This window comes from Flintibacter hominis (genome assembly GCF_014287965.1).
GTDB lineage: Bacteria > Bacillota > Clostridia > Oscillospirales > Oscillospiraceae > Lawsonibacter > Lawsonibacter aceti.
On the sequence record NZ_JACOPO010000003.1, the window covers coordinates 127,462 to 140,247 of the forward strand.

The 12,786-nt window shown below is 57.3% G+C and carries 15 protein-coding genes; 14 read left to right on the forward strand and 1 reads right to left on the reverse strand.

Features of this window, described 5'->3' with window-relative positions; genetic code table 11:
• Positions 1–98 precede the first annotated feature (98 nt).
• The 8 genes from H8S11_RS05825 (at position 99) to H8S11_RS05860 (ending at position 6,815) form a co-directional block, all read left to right on the forward strand.
• Positions 99–899 carry a segregation and condensation protein A gene (locus H8S11_RS05825; RefSeq protein ID WP_147572245.1) on the forward strand — a complete coding sequence of 267 codons (801 nt, stop codon included), beginning with the start codon at positions 99–101 and terminating at the stop codon, positions 897–899.
• A gap of 15 nt (positions 900–914) precedes the next feature.
• Entirely contained in the window at positions 915–1,529 is a 615-nt protein-coding gene (scpB, locus tag H8S11_RS05830; RefSeq protein WP_147572246.1) for an SMC-Scp complex subunit ScpB, read from the forward strand.
• Positions 1,526–2,146, forward strand: coding sequence for a DUF2953 domain-containing protein (locus tag H8S11_RS05835; RefSeq protein WP_147572247.1), 621 nt, complete (start codon positions 1,526–1,528; stop codon positions 2,144–2,146). The genes scpB and H8S11_RS05835 overlap by 4 nt, the downstream gene beginning before the upstream one ends.
• A gap of 4 nt (positions 2,147–2,150) precedes the next feature.
• On the forward strand, positions 2,151–2,573 hold the full coding sequence (locus H8S11_RS05840; RefSeq protein WP_147572248.1) for a GerW family sporulation protein: 423 nt from the start codon (positions 2,151–2,153) through the stop codon (positions 2,571–2,573).
• An 86-nt stretch (positions 2,574–2,659) separates the two neighbouring features.
• Positions 2,660–3,784 carry a D-alanyl-D-alanine carboxypeptidase family protein gene (locus H8S11_RS05845; RefSeq protein ID WP_147572249.1) on the forward strand — a complete coding sequence of 375 codons (1,125 nt, stop codon included), beginning with the start codon at positions 2,660–2,662 and terminating at the stop codon, positions 3,782–3,784.
• 19 nt (positions 3,785–3,803) lie between these two features.
• On the forward strand, positions 3,804–4,529 hold the full coding sequence (locus H8S11_RS05850) for a pseudouridine synthase (protein WP_147572250.1): 726 nt from the start codon (positions 3,804–3,806) through the stop codon (positions 4,527–4,529).
• Between the two features lie 160 nt (positions 4,530–4,689).
• Positions 4,690–5,553 (forward strand): MurR/RpiR family transcriptional regulator, encoded by an 864-nt coding sequence (locus tag H8S11_RS05855; RefSeq protein WP_147572251.1) that lies wholly within the window; start codon positions 4,690–4,692, stop codon positions 5,551–5,553.
• Complete coding sequence (locus tag H8S11_RS05860) at positions 5,550–6,815, forward strand: BaiN/RdsA family NAD(P)/FAD-dependent oxidoreductase (RefSeq protein ID WP_186852513.1); 1,266 nt, start codon at positions 5,550–5,552, stop codon at positions 6,813–6,815. The genes H8S11_RS05855 and H8S11_RS05860 overlap by 4 nt, the downstream gene beginning before the upstream one ends.
• Here the strand turns inward: H8S11_RS05860 and H8S11_RS05865 are convergent.
• Positions 6,799–7,242, reverse strand: coding sequence for a GyrI-like domain-containing protein (locus H8S11_RS05865; protein WP_186852514.1), 444 nt, complete (start codon positions 7,240–7,242; stop codon positions 6,799–6,801). The genes H8S11_RS05860 and H8S11_RS05865 overlap by 17 nt on opposite strands.
• A 119-nt stretch (positions 7,243–7,361) precedes the next feature.
• On the opposite strand from H8S11_RS05865, the gene cmk reads away from it, so the two are divergent.
• The 6 genes from cmk to ispF all read left to right on the forward strand — a co-directional run bounded on the left by cmk (position 7,362) and on the right by ispF (position 12,598).
• Entirely contained in the window at positions 7,362–8,039 is a 678-nt protein-coding gene (gene cmk, locus H8S11_RS05870) for a (d)CMP kinase (protein ID WP_186852515.1), read from the forward strand.
• Positions 8,036–8,686, forward strand: coding sequence for a lysophospholipid acyltransferase family protein (locus H8S11_RS05875; RefSeq protein ID WP_240287764.1), 651 nt, complete (start codon positions 8,036–8,038; stop codon positions 8,684–8,686). Before cmk ends, H8S11_RS05875 begins: the two co-directional genes overlap by 4 nt.
• Complete coding sequence (locus tag H8S11_RS05880; RefSeq protein WP_186852516.1) at positions 8,683–10,644, forward strand: bifunctional 4-hydroxy-3-methylbut-2-enyl diphosphate reductase/30S ribosomal protein S1; 1,962 nt, start codon at positions 8,683–8,685, stop codon at positions 10,642–10,644. Before H8S11_RS05875 ends, H8S11_RS05880 begins: the two co-directional genes overlap by 4 nt.
• A gap of 178 nt (positions 10,645–10,822) precedes the next feature.
• A complete protein-coding gene (locus H8S11_RS05885) occupies positions 10,823–11,299 on the forward strand; it encodes a CarD family transcriptional regulator (RefSeq protein WP_147572256.1) in 477 nt (158 codons plus the stop codon).
• A gap of 85 nt (positions 11,300–11,384) precedes the next feature.
• Complete coding sequence (ispD, locus tag H8S11_RS05890) at positions 11,385–12,122, forward strand: 2-C-methyl-D-erythritol 4-phosphate cytidylyltransferase (RefSeq protein ID WP_147572257.1); 738 nt, start codon at positions 11,385–11,387, stop codon at positions 12,120–12,122.
• 2 nt (positions 12,123–12,124) lie between these two features.
• Positions 12,125–12,598 (forward strand): 2-C-methyl-D-erythritol 2,4-cyclodiphosphate synthase, encoded by a 474-nt coding sequence (gene ispF, locus H8S11_RS05895; protein WP_147572307.1) that lies wholly within the window; start codon positions 12,125–12,127, stop codon positions 12,596–12,598.
• Positions 12,599–12,786: the final 188 nt, after the last annotated feature.

Genomic DNA, 12,786 nt, shown 5'->3' on the forward strand with positions numbered 1-12,786 from the left:
TTTATTCTCTATATTGGGAAACCGCTGTTCACGCCTTGTGTTTTGGCTCCATAGCTGGTATAATATTCTGACACAATTTTCCCAAAAGAGGTGAGCCCATGGAAGCACCCATCTACCACCTGGAAGGGGTGGTGAAGGCCAAGGAAGAAAATATGGAGGACTTCGTGGGCCCGCTGGACCTGATTCTCCATCTTTTGAGCAAGAATAAGATGGAGATCAAGGACATTCAGATATCGCTGATCCTGGACCAGTATCTGGAATGGATGAACAAGCGGAAAGAATTGGACCTGGAGGTGGCCAGTGAGTTTATCACAATGGCCTCTCATCTGATCTATATCAAGACTCGGATGCTCCTGTCCATCCACGATGAAGAGGCACTCAGCGAGGTGGAGCAGCTCATCGCTACACTAGAGGCCCATCAGAGAAATGAAAATTTTTTGAAGATTAAGGAAGTCATCCCTGTGCTGGATACCAGGTTCCACTATGGGCGGGACTATCTGACCAAAGTGCCGGAGCCGGTCCAGCCGGACAGGACCTATCGCTATGTCCATGACAGGGAGGATATTTGGAAGGCTATGACCGCTGTATTGTCCCGGACAGACAACAAACTCCCGCCTCCTGTTTCCGCCTTCCAAGGCATCGTGGGCCGGGAGCCCTACCCCGTGACAGACAAAGCGGGAGAGATCGTCCGGCGGTTGCTCCAGTTCGGCGTTACCCGCTTTCGGGCCCTGTTCAAGGGGAACCGGAGCCGCTCCGAAGTGGTGGCTACTTTCCTGGCAGTGCTGGAACTGTGCAAAGCGCGCCGGGTCAGGTTGGCGGGTACCGAGTCGGACTGTACTGTCACCTGCACCCAGGCGGAGGGGGAGACGCCGGCGGAGTTTACCGCCGACAGCTACTAAGAGGAGGATAGCTCTGTGGAACTGAAGGAATTGGAATCCGCTCTGGAGGGTGTCCTCTTTGCCTCAGGAGAGCCGGTGGCTGTGGAGCGGCTGTGCCTGGGGCTTGAGGTGGACAGGCCCACCCTGGACGCTGTGGCCCAGCGGCTGATGGACCAGTACAGCTATGAGCGGCGGGGAATACGGCTGATCAAGCTGGATACCAGCTATCAGCTGTGCTCCGCGCCGGAGTTCGCCCCCTATATCAGAAAGACGCTGGAGAGCCGCAAGCCGGCCCGCCTGTCGCAGCCCGCCCTGGAGGTACTGGCGATCATCGCCTATTATCAGCCGGTGACCCGTGCTTATGTAGATCAGGTGAGGGGGGTAGACAGCTCCTATACGGTGGGGCTGCTGCTGGAGCGGGAGCTGATTGAGGAGGCGGGCCGCCTGGCTGTCCCCGGACGGCCGCTCCTGTTTCGGACCACCAAGAACTTCCTGCGTTCCTTTGGGTTGTCCAGCCTGGAGGAGCTGCCTGAGCTCCCCGACTCCTCCCAGGAGGGGAGTCAGATGACCCTGGAGCTGGAGGCGGCGGTAGCCAGGCTTAGGGCGGAGGAGGAGCAGGGGGCCGGGCTGCCGGCGGAGGACGGGCCATGAAGCTCCTGTTCACGGTGGCCGCCGTCCTGCTGGCCCTGCTCCTGCTGGGACAGGTCCGGGTGGGCTGTGTCGTGTCCTATCAGCAGGAGGGGCTGTTCCTCTGGCTGCGAACAGGGGTTGTCCGAATCAGAGTGCTCCCTTGGAAGCGGAAAAAGAAGGAAAAGCCTGTCCGGGGAAAAAAGATGGGAACGGACCTGACAGAAGAAAAACCTGTCCGCGTGAAGGGCGGGGGGCTGGAGTATGCCAAAAGGCTGCTCCCCATCGCACTGGAGGCGGCGGGACAGTTTCAGAAGAAGCTGAAAATAGATATCCTGGATTTGGAATTGACCATAGGCGGTCAGGACCCTGCGGACGCGGCAATGGCCTATGGATGGGCAAACGGGGCCCTGGGCGCCCTGTGGTATCCCCTGGTAGAGGGGTTCCATATAGTAGATGGCCGGGCTAGGGTCAGGCTGGATCTGGAGGCTCCTGCCGTCAGTCTGCGGGGAAGGGCCTCCTTGTCCCTGAAGCTGGGGCAGATATGCCGGCTGGCGGTGTATTTTGGGATAAAAGCTCTGCGGGCTGTCATGGCGGCGCGTGGGGAACAAAAAGAGCAGAATGTGAGAAAGGCGGCCTGAGGGTATGGAAAAAAAGGACCATCTAAGTGAACTGATGAGCGTCACCATGGAGCACGTGAGGGCCATGGCGGACGCCAACACAATCATTGGCACCCCTATTCAAGCAGATGGAGTTACCCTGATCCCCGTGTCTAGGCTGTCCTTTGGGATAGCGGGCGGCGGGACCGAGTTTTCTACCAAAAAGCAGCCAGCCAGCGATCCGGCCTTCGGTGGGGGCAGCGGAGCCAGTGCTAAACTGGAGCCGGTGGCCTTTCTGATCCTCCGGGGAGGCTCCGTGAAGCTGCTGCCTGTGGCACCTCCTCCCGCCACTACGGTGGACCGGGTCATTGAAGCGGTGCCCGAGGTAGTGGACAAGGTAACGGACTTTATTGAAAAGCAGCAGGAAAAAAAGGCACAGGAGACGGAGCGGGCGGATTTTGCCGAATAAAGCCAAATTCGCAAAAATTTCCGGGCAACGAAAAAAGTTAGACTGCCATACTATGGTCACCTATGTTTTTGAAGAAGGTGACCGATATGAAACGGATCATGAGTTTGTGTCTGGCGGTGCTGACAGCGGCTGTTGCACCTGCCGCGGCCGCGGCGGCCTCCGGAGCGCCTGGTACCTCCGCCGCCTCGGTAGTCCTGATGGATGGAGAGAGCGGGCGGGTGCTATATGAGCAGAACGCCCATGAGCCGCGTCTTATCGCCAGCATCACCAAGCTGATGACCGCCCTGGTGGCCCTGGAATCAGGCCATGTGCTGGAAGAAGAAGTGACCATCTCCGGGGAGTGGGCCGGGGCTGAGGGCTCCTCCATCTACCTGCGGGCGGGGGAGCGGGTAAGTCTGGAGGCGCTGCTCTACGGGATGCTCCTACGCTCTGGAAACGATGCCGCTCTGGCGGTAGCCGGATACTGCGGCGGTACGGTGGAGCGGTTTGTGGACCGGATGAATCAGAAGGCTCAGGAGCTGGGGATGGCAGATACCCATTTCGCCAATCCCAATGGGCTCAACGCGGAGGGGCATTACTCCTCTGCCTATGATATGGCGCTGCTGGCCCAAGCCTGCCTGAAGAATGATACCTTGGCGCAGATAGTGTCCACCAAATCCATCACCATAGGGACCAGAACATTTACTAACCACAATAAGCTGTTGTGGCAGTATGAGGGCTGTATTGGACTGAAGACAGGATATACCGAGAAGGCAGGGCGCACATTGGTGTCAGCGGCCAGAAGGGAAGGGACTGCGCTGATCTGCGTCACTCTCAGTGACCCCAACGACTGGGCGGACCACACCCGTCTCTTTGACTGGGGTTTCTCTCACTATCGTGCGAAGGAACTGACACGTGCGGGGGAACAGGTCTGTCAGCTCCCGGTGGCGGACAGTCTGATCCCAGTGTGTCCCATATCAGCGGCCGAGGATTGTTCTGTGGCCTTGGCAGAGGGGGAGAAGCTCCAGTATGATATTCTGCTGGACCAGGAACTTCTGACCGCTCCGGTGGAGAGGGGGGCCCCTTTGGGCAGGGTGGTGTTCCGCTTGAAGGGGGAAGAAGTGGCGGATATCCCCCTGGTAGCCGGCGCCGATATCCCGCGGGACAGCGTATCGGTCCGCGGGCTGTGGGACAGGCTGTCGGACCGGTTGGCCCAGCTTTCGGAGAGATAGAGAAAGAGAAAGGCGGACCATGGAAGAACGACTGCAAAAGCTGATATCCTCCTGCGGACTGGCTTCCCGGAGAACGGCGGAGGAGTGGATTTCCTCTGGACGGGTCACAGTGAATGGAGAGAAAGCCCATCTGGGGGATCGAGCGGACCTGGACCGGGATCAGGTGCTGGTGGATGGCAAAAGGCTGCGCCCCGGGGGAGCACGGACCTACCTGATGCTCAATAAGCCCCGCGGCTATGTGTCCACCCTCTCTGACGAGCAGGGGAGAAAGACCGTGGCGGATCTGGTGTCCGGTTGCGGCGCACGAGTGTGGCCCATCGGCCGGCTAGACCTGGATTCGGAAGGGCTGCTCCTTCTGACCGATAACGGGGAGATCACCCACAGGCTCCTCCATCCCAGCCACGAGGTGGAAAAAGAATATCTGGTCTGGGTGACTGGAAATGTAGAGAAAGCCCTGCCCATTCTGTCCGGCCCAATGGTGTTGGACGGGGAGAAGCTGGCTCCCGCCCAAGTTCGGCGGGGGCGGACCAGCGGAGGGGTGTCCCAGATGTCTGTCGTCATCCACCAGGGGAAAAACCGGCAGGTGCGCCGGATGTGTGCCCAGGCAGGACTCAATGTGCTGCGGCTGAAGCGGATTCGGGAGGGGGCGCTGCACCTGGACAGGACACTGGCCCCCGGAACATGGCGTAGGCTGACGGAGCAGGAGGTGCTCCTGCTGACGGGAGAAGAAACTACAGATAATTGAACAAGCTGCTCGGCGCTTTTTGCAAGAAAAAATGAATTTCTTGCAAAAAGCGCTTGCATTTTTGCAGGAAAACGGGTATGATAATCCATGAAAGGCGTGTACGCTTTGACTGACGTATAGTATCAGAGGGGTTTCTACATAAACGGGAGATGAGAACCATATGAATCGTGACATTTTGGCCCTGATACAGGAGAATATGCATACCTTTTCCAAGGGACAGAAGCGGATCGCTAGCTTTATCCTGGAGTCCTATGATAAGGCTGCCTTTATGACAGCCAGCAAGCTGGGCAAGAAGGTGAATGTGAGTGAGTCTACCGTGGTCCGGTTTGCTGCTGAGTTGGGCTATGATGGATACCCGGATATGCAGCGGTCGCTGCAAAAGATGATCCGTAACCGGCTGACATCCGTTCAGCGGATTGAGGTGACCAATGATCGGCTGGGCGACCAGGATTTGCTGTCTATGGTTCTGCAATCTGACATCGAGAAGATACGTCTTACCCTGGAGGAGCTGGACAGGGACAGCTTTGAGAAGGCTGTTGACGCCATCGTGTCTGCCCGGAAGCTCTACATCATCGGTGTCCGGTCCTGCGCGGCCATGGCAACCTTCATGTCCTTCTATTTCAATTTGATTTTCGATAATGTAGTCAAGGTATCCGCCACTACAGCCAGCGAGGTCTTTGAGAGCCTCCTACGAGTGGGGGAGGGGGATGTGGTTATCGGCGTCAGCTTTCCCCGGTATTCCAGCCGCACGGTTCAGGCGATGAACTTTGCACGGAGCCGGGGGGCAACTACCATCGCCATTACAGACAGCGAGGTATCCCCCCTGTCGCCCATCTCCACCTACACACTGAAGGCGCGTAGTGATATGGCCTCCTTTGTCGATTCTCTGGTGGCGCCCCTCTCACTGATTAACGCCCTGCTGGTGGCGGTGAGCCGGAAGAAAAATGACGACCTGGCCAATACCTTTGAGGACCTGGAGAAAATCTGGGAGGAGTACGGCGTCTATGAGAAGGTGCAGGAGTGAGCGGTACCCATTATGATCTGATTGTGGTGGGCGGTGGGGCCGCGGGTATGATGGCGGCCATCACCGCCGCCCGTCTGGGGGCAGAGGTCTGCCTGTTGGAGCGCAACCCCAAAGTGGGCCGGAAACTGTATATCACTGGCAAGGGCCGGTGTAATGTGACCAATCACTGTACGCCGGAGGAGGCACTAGCCGCCACGACCAGGAATGGACGTTTTCTATACAGCTCTATAAGCCGCACCACACCCGCCAATGTAGAGGAATTTTTTACCGGACTGGGCGTGGAGCTGAAGGTGGAGCGTGGGAATCGGGTATTCCCGCGGTCGGATAGGGCTTCGGATATCATCGACGCCTTATTCCAGGAGTTAAAACGGCTGAAGGTTCCGGTGATCCATGAGCGAGCTTCTGAAATCAGTATTCAGGATGGCTCGGTGCGCGCCGTGGAAGTGAGAAAAGATAAGGGCAGGACTGGGTTTGGCTGTAAAGCGGTCATCCTTGCTACGGGAGGCGTTTCCTATCCCGCCACTGGCTCCACTGGGGACGGGTATCGGATGGCGGAGGCATTGGGCCACACCATTGTGGAGCCGTGTCCCTCGCTGGTTCCGCTGGTGTCCCCAGACTCCTGCTGTGGGCAGATGCAGGGACTGACTCTAAAAAATGTTCAGTTGACGGTCCGGGGACAAAAGGGTAAGATAGTATACCGTGAGCAGGGTGAGCTTTTGTTCACCCACTTTGGCCTGTCCGGTCCGCTGGTGCTGTCAGCCAGTGCTCATATGCGGGATTTTGAGAGAGTTAAGTATGTCTGCTCCATCGACTTAAAGCCAGCACTGGATGAGTCCGTTTTGGATGCCCGCCTGCTGCGGGAGCTGGGGGAAAACGCCAACAGAGATATGGGCAATTTATTAGGTAGCCTGGTCCCAAAGGCGATGATTCCTGTCCTGCTGGCGCGTGCCGGCATCCCAGGGGACAAAAAGGCCCACAATGTGACCCGTGAGGAGCGCCGCCGCCTGTTGGAAGCGCTGAAACATTTTACAGTACCCGTGTCCGGACCACGGCCTATTGAGGAGGCCATCATCACCTCCGGCGGTATCAAGGTGGGCGAAGTAGACCCAAAGACCATGCAGTCCAAAAAGGTGCCTGGCCTGTTTTTTGCCGGGGAGCTGCTGGATGTGGACGCCTATACCGGCGGCTTCAACCTCCAGATCGCATGGGCTACCGGCCGAGCGGCGGGGAAAGGGGCAGTGGAGTTTATAGGGGCCGGATAAGGGGGACGCACATCTCGCACAGGTGTCGGGCGATCATGGGGGCGGCGTACCGCTCGATGATGGGGCGCCTCCAGTCGGCCGGTAGGCCCTGGGTCAGGACAGGCAGGTCTTTCCAGAAGGAGAGAATGTCGGCCTCTGTGTGGGGCACTTCAAAGACGGCATAGAGGCCGTCCTCCAAGGTCCTTGTTTCCAGACTGGTGGACTGTCCCCGGCGGAGGACCAGACCCAGATCATATCGGAGCTTTTCTGCCGCCACACGGGTGGGATCGTCCAGGGCGATGCCAAAAATGACAGACTGGTCGTCCAATAGCTGCTCCCGGTCTAAGGTTTGCTTAAAGTTCTCCATAAAATGCCTGTTGTGCTGGCCGTATGGGCCGATGCTCCTTTGATATGCCAGGGTAATGTTCTCAAATCTCTCCTGTATCATAGGACCTCCATATTGCAATAAGATTACGGTGATTTAGGTATAGTATCCCGAATTAAAAGGAATTTCAAGAACTTTTTTAATTTGTTCTATGGAAACCAAAAAGTGTTTGGAGCGGTTGTATGAAGTGTGTCAGCATTGCTATCGACGGCCCTGCCGGGGCCGGTAAGAGCACCCTGGCCCGAAAGACGGCCAGGGAGCTGGGCTTTTTATATGTAGATACCGGGGCCATCTACCGCACGGTGGCCCTGAAGGTCCTCCGGGCGGGGGCGGACCCGACCGAAGAGAGCCAGGTGATTCCTCTGCTGAAGGGGCTGGATATTTCTATGGACTATGGCCCAGACGGGGAGCAGCAGATGTTTCTGGAGGGCGAGGATGTGTCCAAAGCGATCCGGGAACATCAGATCTCCGGACTGGCTTCTAAGGTATCCGCTATCCCGGCAGTGCGGGACTTCCTGTTGGAATTTCAGCGCACTCAGGCCCGTGAGCACAATGTGGTCATGGACGGCCGGGATATCGGAACCGTCGTGCTGCCTCAGGCAGATGTGAAAATATTTCTCACTGCGGCACCGGAGTCCCGTGCCCGCCGCCGTCTCTTGGAGCTGGAAGGGCGGGGGCAAAAGACTGATTTTGAAACTGTCCTGCGAGATATTGTCCAGCGGGATGAACAGGACCGGAATCGCCCGATTGCACCGTTGCGCCAGGCGGAGGACGCAGTCCTTCTGGACACCACCCGGCTGAATTTAGAGGAGAGTTTGGCGGCCATGCTTTCCTTGATAAAGGAGAAGATTCATCTGTGAGCGAAGAATCGGTGAAAGAACCCCAGGAAAAGAATGAGCTCCAGCGCAAAAGCCTAGACAGATACTTTTCCTTTTTATACGCTGTCATCTGGCCCTTCTTTAACCTCTTCCGCCCAATCCGGGCGGTTGGACGGGAGAATATTCCGAAGGGCCCGGCAGTCATCTGTCCCAATCATACCACCGCGGGGGACCCTTTTTATGTCGTCTTTGCTTTTGGACATAAATGTCCCATGCGGGCCATGGCCAAGATACAGATCATGCGTGTCCCATTTGTCGGCTGGATATTGTCCAAGGCCGGCGTCTTTGGGGTGGACCGGGGAAACAATGATATGAAGGCAGTGAAGACAGCCTTGAAATTCTTAAAGGGCGGGGATAAGCTGCTGATGTTCCCGGAAGGGACCAGAGTTCACGAAGGGGAAAACGTGTCGGTCAAGACGGGTGCCGCCCTCTTCGCAACCCGAGCCGGTGTCCCCCTGCTGCCGGTGTACATACAGCGGAAGAAGCGGCTGTTCCGACCGAATACTGTGGTCATCGGACAGCCCTATTATCCCAAGTATGAGGGCCGTAAACCTACGGCGGAGGAGCTCCAGTCGATTGCCCAGGAAGTGATGAACCGGGTGCAGGCCCTGGGGGAGGGGATCGGATGAAGCTGGAATTGGCCAGGAGTGCTGGCTTCTGCTATGGTGTACGGCGGGCCGTGGAGCTTGCGGAGCAGGCTGCCGCACAGGGCACGCCCTGCGTTATGCTGGGCTCCATTATCCATAACCAGGCGGTGATCGGCCGGTTGGCGGAGCAGGGCCTTCGTTCGGTGAAAACACCGGAGGAGGTGCCGGATGGCGCGTCGGTCATTATCCGCTCCCACGGCGAGAGCCGCGCGGTTTACAAAACGCTGGAGAGTCGGGGCGCCCAGATCTTGGATGCCACCTGCCCCAATGTGACCCGAATCCATGAGATCGTGCGCCAGGCGGAGGAGCAAGGGAGAAGGCCCGTAATCGTAGGGACTCCTGACCATCCGGAAGTGACGGCTATCGCTGGCTGGTGTCGGGAACCAGTTGTGGTATCGGGGGCAGAGGCATTGGAAAAATGGCTGTTAGAGGCTCCGGACCGGCGAAACCTGCCTATCACTTTGGTATCGCAAACCACATCTACCAGGAAAATTTGGGACGACTGCGTGAAAAAAGCAAAAAAAGAGTGTACAAACGCAGAATTTTTTGATACAATATGTGGAGCGACGTCCAAACGCCAGGAAGAGGCCCGTCAGCTGGCTGAAAAATGCAGCATGATGGTGGTCATAGGCGACAGTCAAAGCTCCAATACGAAGCGGCTTGCGGAGCTTTGCCGGGAGGTTTGTCCCCGCGTTCAGCTGATTGAGAGCGCGGAGGAGCTGGATCTTACCGGGCTGCCCCAGGCGGATATGGTCGGCATCACGGCGGGCGCGTCCACGCCCGCGTGGATAATAAAGGAGGTCTATGACAAAATGAGCGAAGAAATCATGGAGATCGAGCAATCCTTTGCGGAGATGCTGGAGGAGTCGATCAAGCCTATAAATAATGGAGATAAGGTCACGGGCATAGTGGATTCTATTACCCCCACTGAGATCCAAGTCGACTTGGGCTTTAAGTATCCCGGCTATATCCCCTTGGCTGAGTTGAGCGACGACCCCACCGTCAAGCCTGAGGACCTGGTGAAGGTAGGCGACGAAATCGAAGCCTATGTGATGCAGGTCAGCGACCGGGACTGCCAGGTCAAGCTGTCCAAGAAGCGCCTGGATATGGTCAAGGGCTGGGAGGAGATCGAGGCCGCCAGCGAGAACGAGACAGTGGTTGAGGGCTTTGTGACTGAGGACAACAAGGGCGGTGTGGTTGTTTCCGTCAAGGGCATCCGCGTCTTTGTGCCCGCCTCCCAGACGGGCCTGCCGCGGGAGACTCCCATGGCTGAACTGCTGAAGCACAAGGTCCGTCTGGTCATTACAGAGGTCAACCGGGCCCGCCGCCGTGTAGTGGGCTCCATCAGCAAGGTGCAGCGCGCCGAGCGGGCTGCCGCCGCGGAGAAGGTGTGGGCCGAGATCGAGGACGGCAAGCGCTATACCGGCACGGTGAAGTCCCTGACTTCCTACGGCGCCTTTGTAGATATTGGCGGCGTGGACGGCATGGTCCACATCTCCGAGCTGTCTTGGAGCCGCATTAAGCACCCCTCTGAGGTAGTAAAGGTGGGCGATACTGTAGAGGTGTACGTCATCTCCGCCGACAAGGAGAAGAAGAAGATCTCCTTGGGCATGAAGGACCACAGCCAGGATCCCTGGACCGTATTTACTTCTACCTACCAGGTGGGGGACACCGCTAATGTGCGCATCGTCAAGCTGATGACCTTCGGTGCCTTTGCCGAGGTAGTTCCCGGTGTGGACGGACTGATCCACATCTCCCAGATCGCAGACCACCGCATCGAGAAGCCCGGCGACGTACTGGCTGAGGGCGATAAGGTGGACGTGAAGATCACCGATGTGGACATGGAGAACAAGAAGATCTCCCTCTCCATCCGTGCCCTGCTGGAGCCCGCTGTGGAGGAAGATAGCGCCGAAGAAGCTCCTGCCGAAACCGAGGAGTAATTTTGATTTAAAAACGGCCCTGGTCTTTTTGACCAAGGGCCGTTTCCTATATGATGTAAAAAATGACAAAATTTTAAAATCATTAGGGGTTTTGCTTGCGTAAAGCCGTTTAAATTGCTATAATTAGTGTGAAAATAGAGGCAAGGACGGGGTCATGATCGGTATGGAGGTGTAAAAGTTGTACCAGATTGGGGATAAAGTCGTCCACCCAATGTACGGAGCAGGCGTTTTAGAGAGTATCGTCCAGAGAAAAATTGACGGTGTAGAGCGAGATTATTACATGATGAAGCTCCCCAATCGGTCCATGGTGGTTATGATCCCCACAGAACATAGCGAGGATATCGGCGTCCGACCAGTAGTAGACGCGAATCAGGCCGATCAGGTTATGGCGGCGATTCCTTCCATCCAGGCGGAGATGACCTCAAATTGGAACCGCCGTTACCGAGAGAATATGGAGCGCCTGAAAAGCGGTGATCTCTTTCAGGTCGCTTGGGTCATCAAGGGGCTCACGGCCAGGGACCACTCGAGGGGGCTGTCCACTGGGGAGCGGAAAATGCTTCACTCGGCTCGGCAGATGCTGATCTCCGAGATCGTGCTCTCCAAGAGTCTAAGCTACGAGACAGTGGAGGAGCAGTTGGATACGGCGCTGGCATAGTTTGTCCTGCCCAGACATAGTGATTGATAAAAGCTGACCTGAAAAGGAGCCCACCGGCTCCTTTTTTGTGTAGGAGGTCCCTAAGATGCTGGAAGTATTGCGAAAATTAGCGAAGAAGAAGGCTCATCCCCCGATCTGTTCCGCTGTGATTGTGGCGGCGGGCTCCGCCCGTAGGATGGAGGGGATAGACAAGGTATTGGCTCCTTTGGGGGAACTGCCCGTCCTGGTGCACACGATCTATTCCTTTCAGGACTGTCCCCGGTTTGATGAGATCGTGGTGGTCACGAGAGAGGACCTGCTGGTCGAAGTCAGCCGGATCTGCAAAGACTTCCAACTGGATAAAGTGTCCAAAGTGGTGGTAGGGGGCAGAGAGAGGACCGACTCCGTGCTGGCTGGGCTCAGGGAGGTGCGTCCGGATGCGGACCTTATCGCAATCCACGACGGCGCCCGCCCACTGGCCCCCCAGCAGGTGCTGGAGGAGGTGGTGGAGCGGGCGGCGGAAACGGGAGCAGCCGCCCCCGCTATACCGGTCACAGATACAGTAAAGAGAGCTAGAGAGGGACTGATAGAGGAAACCGTAGACCGCTCAGAGCTTTGGACGGTTCAGACGCCCCAAGTCTTTGAAGCCGGGCTGATCCGGGCCGCGGTGGAGAAGGCGGCGGTTGACGGGGAAAGCCTGACAGACGAATGTGGGGCGGTAGAGCGGCTGGGGATGAAGGTGTCCCTGACCACTGGAAGCAAGGAAAATATTAAGATCACCACCCCCTTTGACCTAATATTGGGGGAGGCTATCCTGGAAGCGAGAGTGAGGGGAGAGCTATGAAGATGCGGGTCGGGCACGGATACGATGTCCACCGGCTGGTAGAGGGGCGCAGGCTCATCCTGGGCGGGGTAGAGATATCCTGGGAAAAGGGATTGCTGGGGCACTCAGACGCGGACGTACTGACCCACGCGGTGATGGACGCGCTTCTGGGAGCGGCAGGACTTGGGGACATCGGCACACATTTTCCCGATACAGACTCCGCCTACGCCGGGGCGGACAGCATAAAACTGCTGGAGAGAGTGACCGCCCTGCTGGATCACCGGGGCTGGAAGGTGGGGAATATAGACGCCACCATCCTGGCTCAACGGCCTAAGCTGGCGCCCCATATTCCGCAGATGCGGGAGCGGCTGGCCAGAGCTATGGGAGTGTCCCCGGAGCAGGTCAATCTAAAGGCTACCACGGAAGAAGGTCTCGGCTTTACTGGCTCCGGTGAGGGGATGGCGGCGCACGCAGTAGTGCTGATTTGGAAAGGTTGAACGGCAAGCATGAACGCTGCAAATAGTTCGACTCCGGCAAGTATCAGGGGGGGCCATTTTCGCCTGGCGAATGGCGAAAATGGAGATATGGGCTGTTTGACCATTGTAAAGAGAAAGCAAGTCTGCGGTGTCACCGCCTGAAAAAGAGCATACAATGGAGATGAGAGGGGAACGCAGGCTCCCCTCCC

Bases quoted from the DNA above. Each gene is read 5' to 3' on its own strand.
- H8S11_RS05825 (WP_147572245.1), top strand. From the start codon at position 99: ATGGAAGCACCCATCTACCACCTGGAAGGGGTGGTGAAGGCCAAGGAA.
- H8S11_RS05835 (WP_147572247.1), top strand. From the start codon at position 1,526: ATGAAGCTCCTGTTCACGGTGGCCGCCGTCCTGCTGGCCCTGCTCCTG.
- H8S11_RS05840 (WP_147572248.1), top strand. From the start codon at position 2,151: ATGGAAAAAAAGGACCATCTAAGTGAACTGATGAGCGTCACCATGGAG.
- H8S11_RS05845 (WP_147572249.1), top strand. From the start codon at position 2,660: ATGAAACGGATCATGAGTTTGTGTCTGGCGGTGCTGACAGCGGCTGTT.
- H8S11_RS05850 (WP_147572250.1), top strand. From the start codon at position 3,804: ATGGAAGAACGACTGCAAAAGCTGATATCCTCCTGCGGACTGGCTTCC.
- H8S11_RS05855 (WP_147572251.1), top strand. From the start codon at position 4,690: ATGAATCGTGACATTTTGGCCCTGATACAGGAGAATATGCATACCTTT.
- H8S11_RS05865 (WP_186852514.1), bottom strand. From the start codon at position 7,242: ATGATACAGGAGAGATTTGAGAACATTACCCTGGCATATCAAAGGAGC.
- cmk (WP_186852515.1), top strand. From the start codon at position 7,362: ATGAAGTGTGTCAGCATTGCTATCGACGGCCCTGCCGGGGCCGGTAAG.
- H8S11_RS05880 (WP_186852516.1), top strand. From the start codon at position 8,683: ATGAAGCTGGAATTGGCCAGGAGTGCTGGCTTCTGCTATGGTGTACGG.
- ispD (WP_147572257.1), top strand. From the start codon at position 11,385: ATGCTGGAAGTATTGCGAAAATTAGCGAAGAAGAAGGCTCATCCCCCG.
- ispF (WP_147572307.1), top strand. From the start codon at position 12,125: ATGCGGGTCGGGCACGGATACGATGTCCACCGGCTGGTAGAGGGGCGC.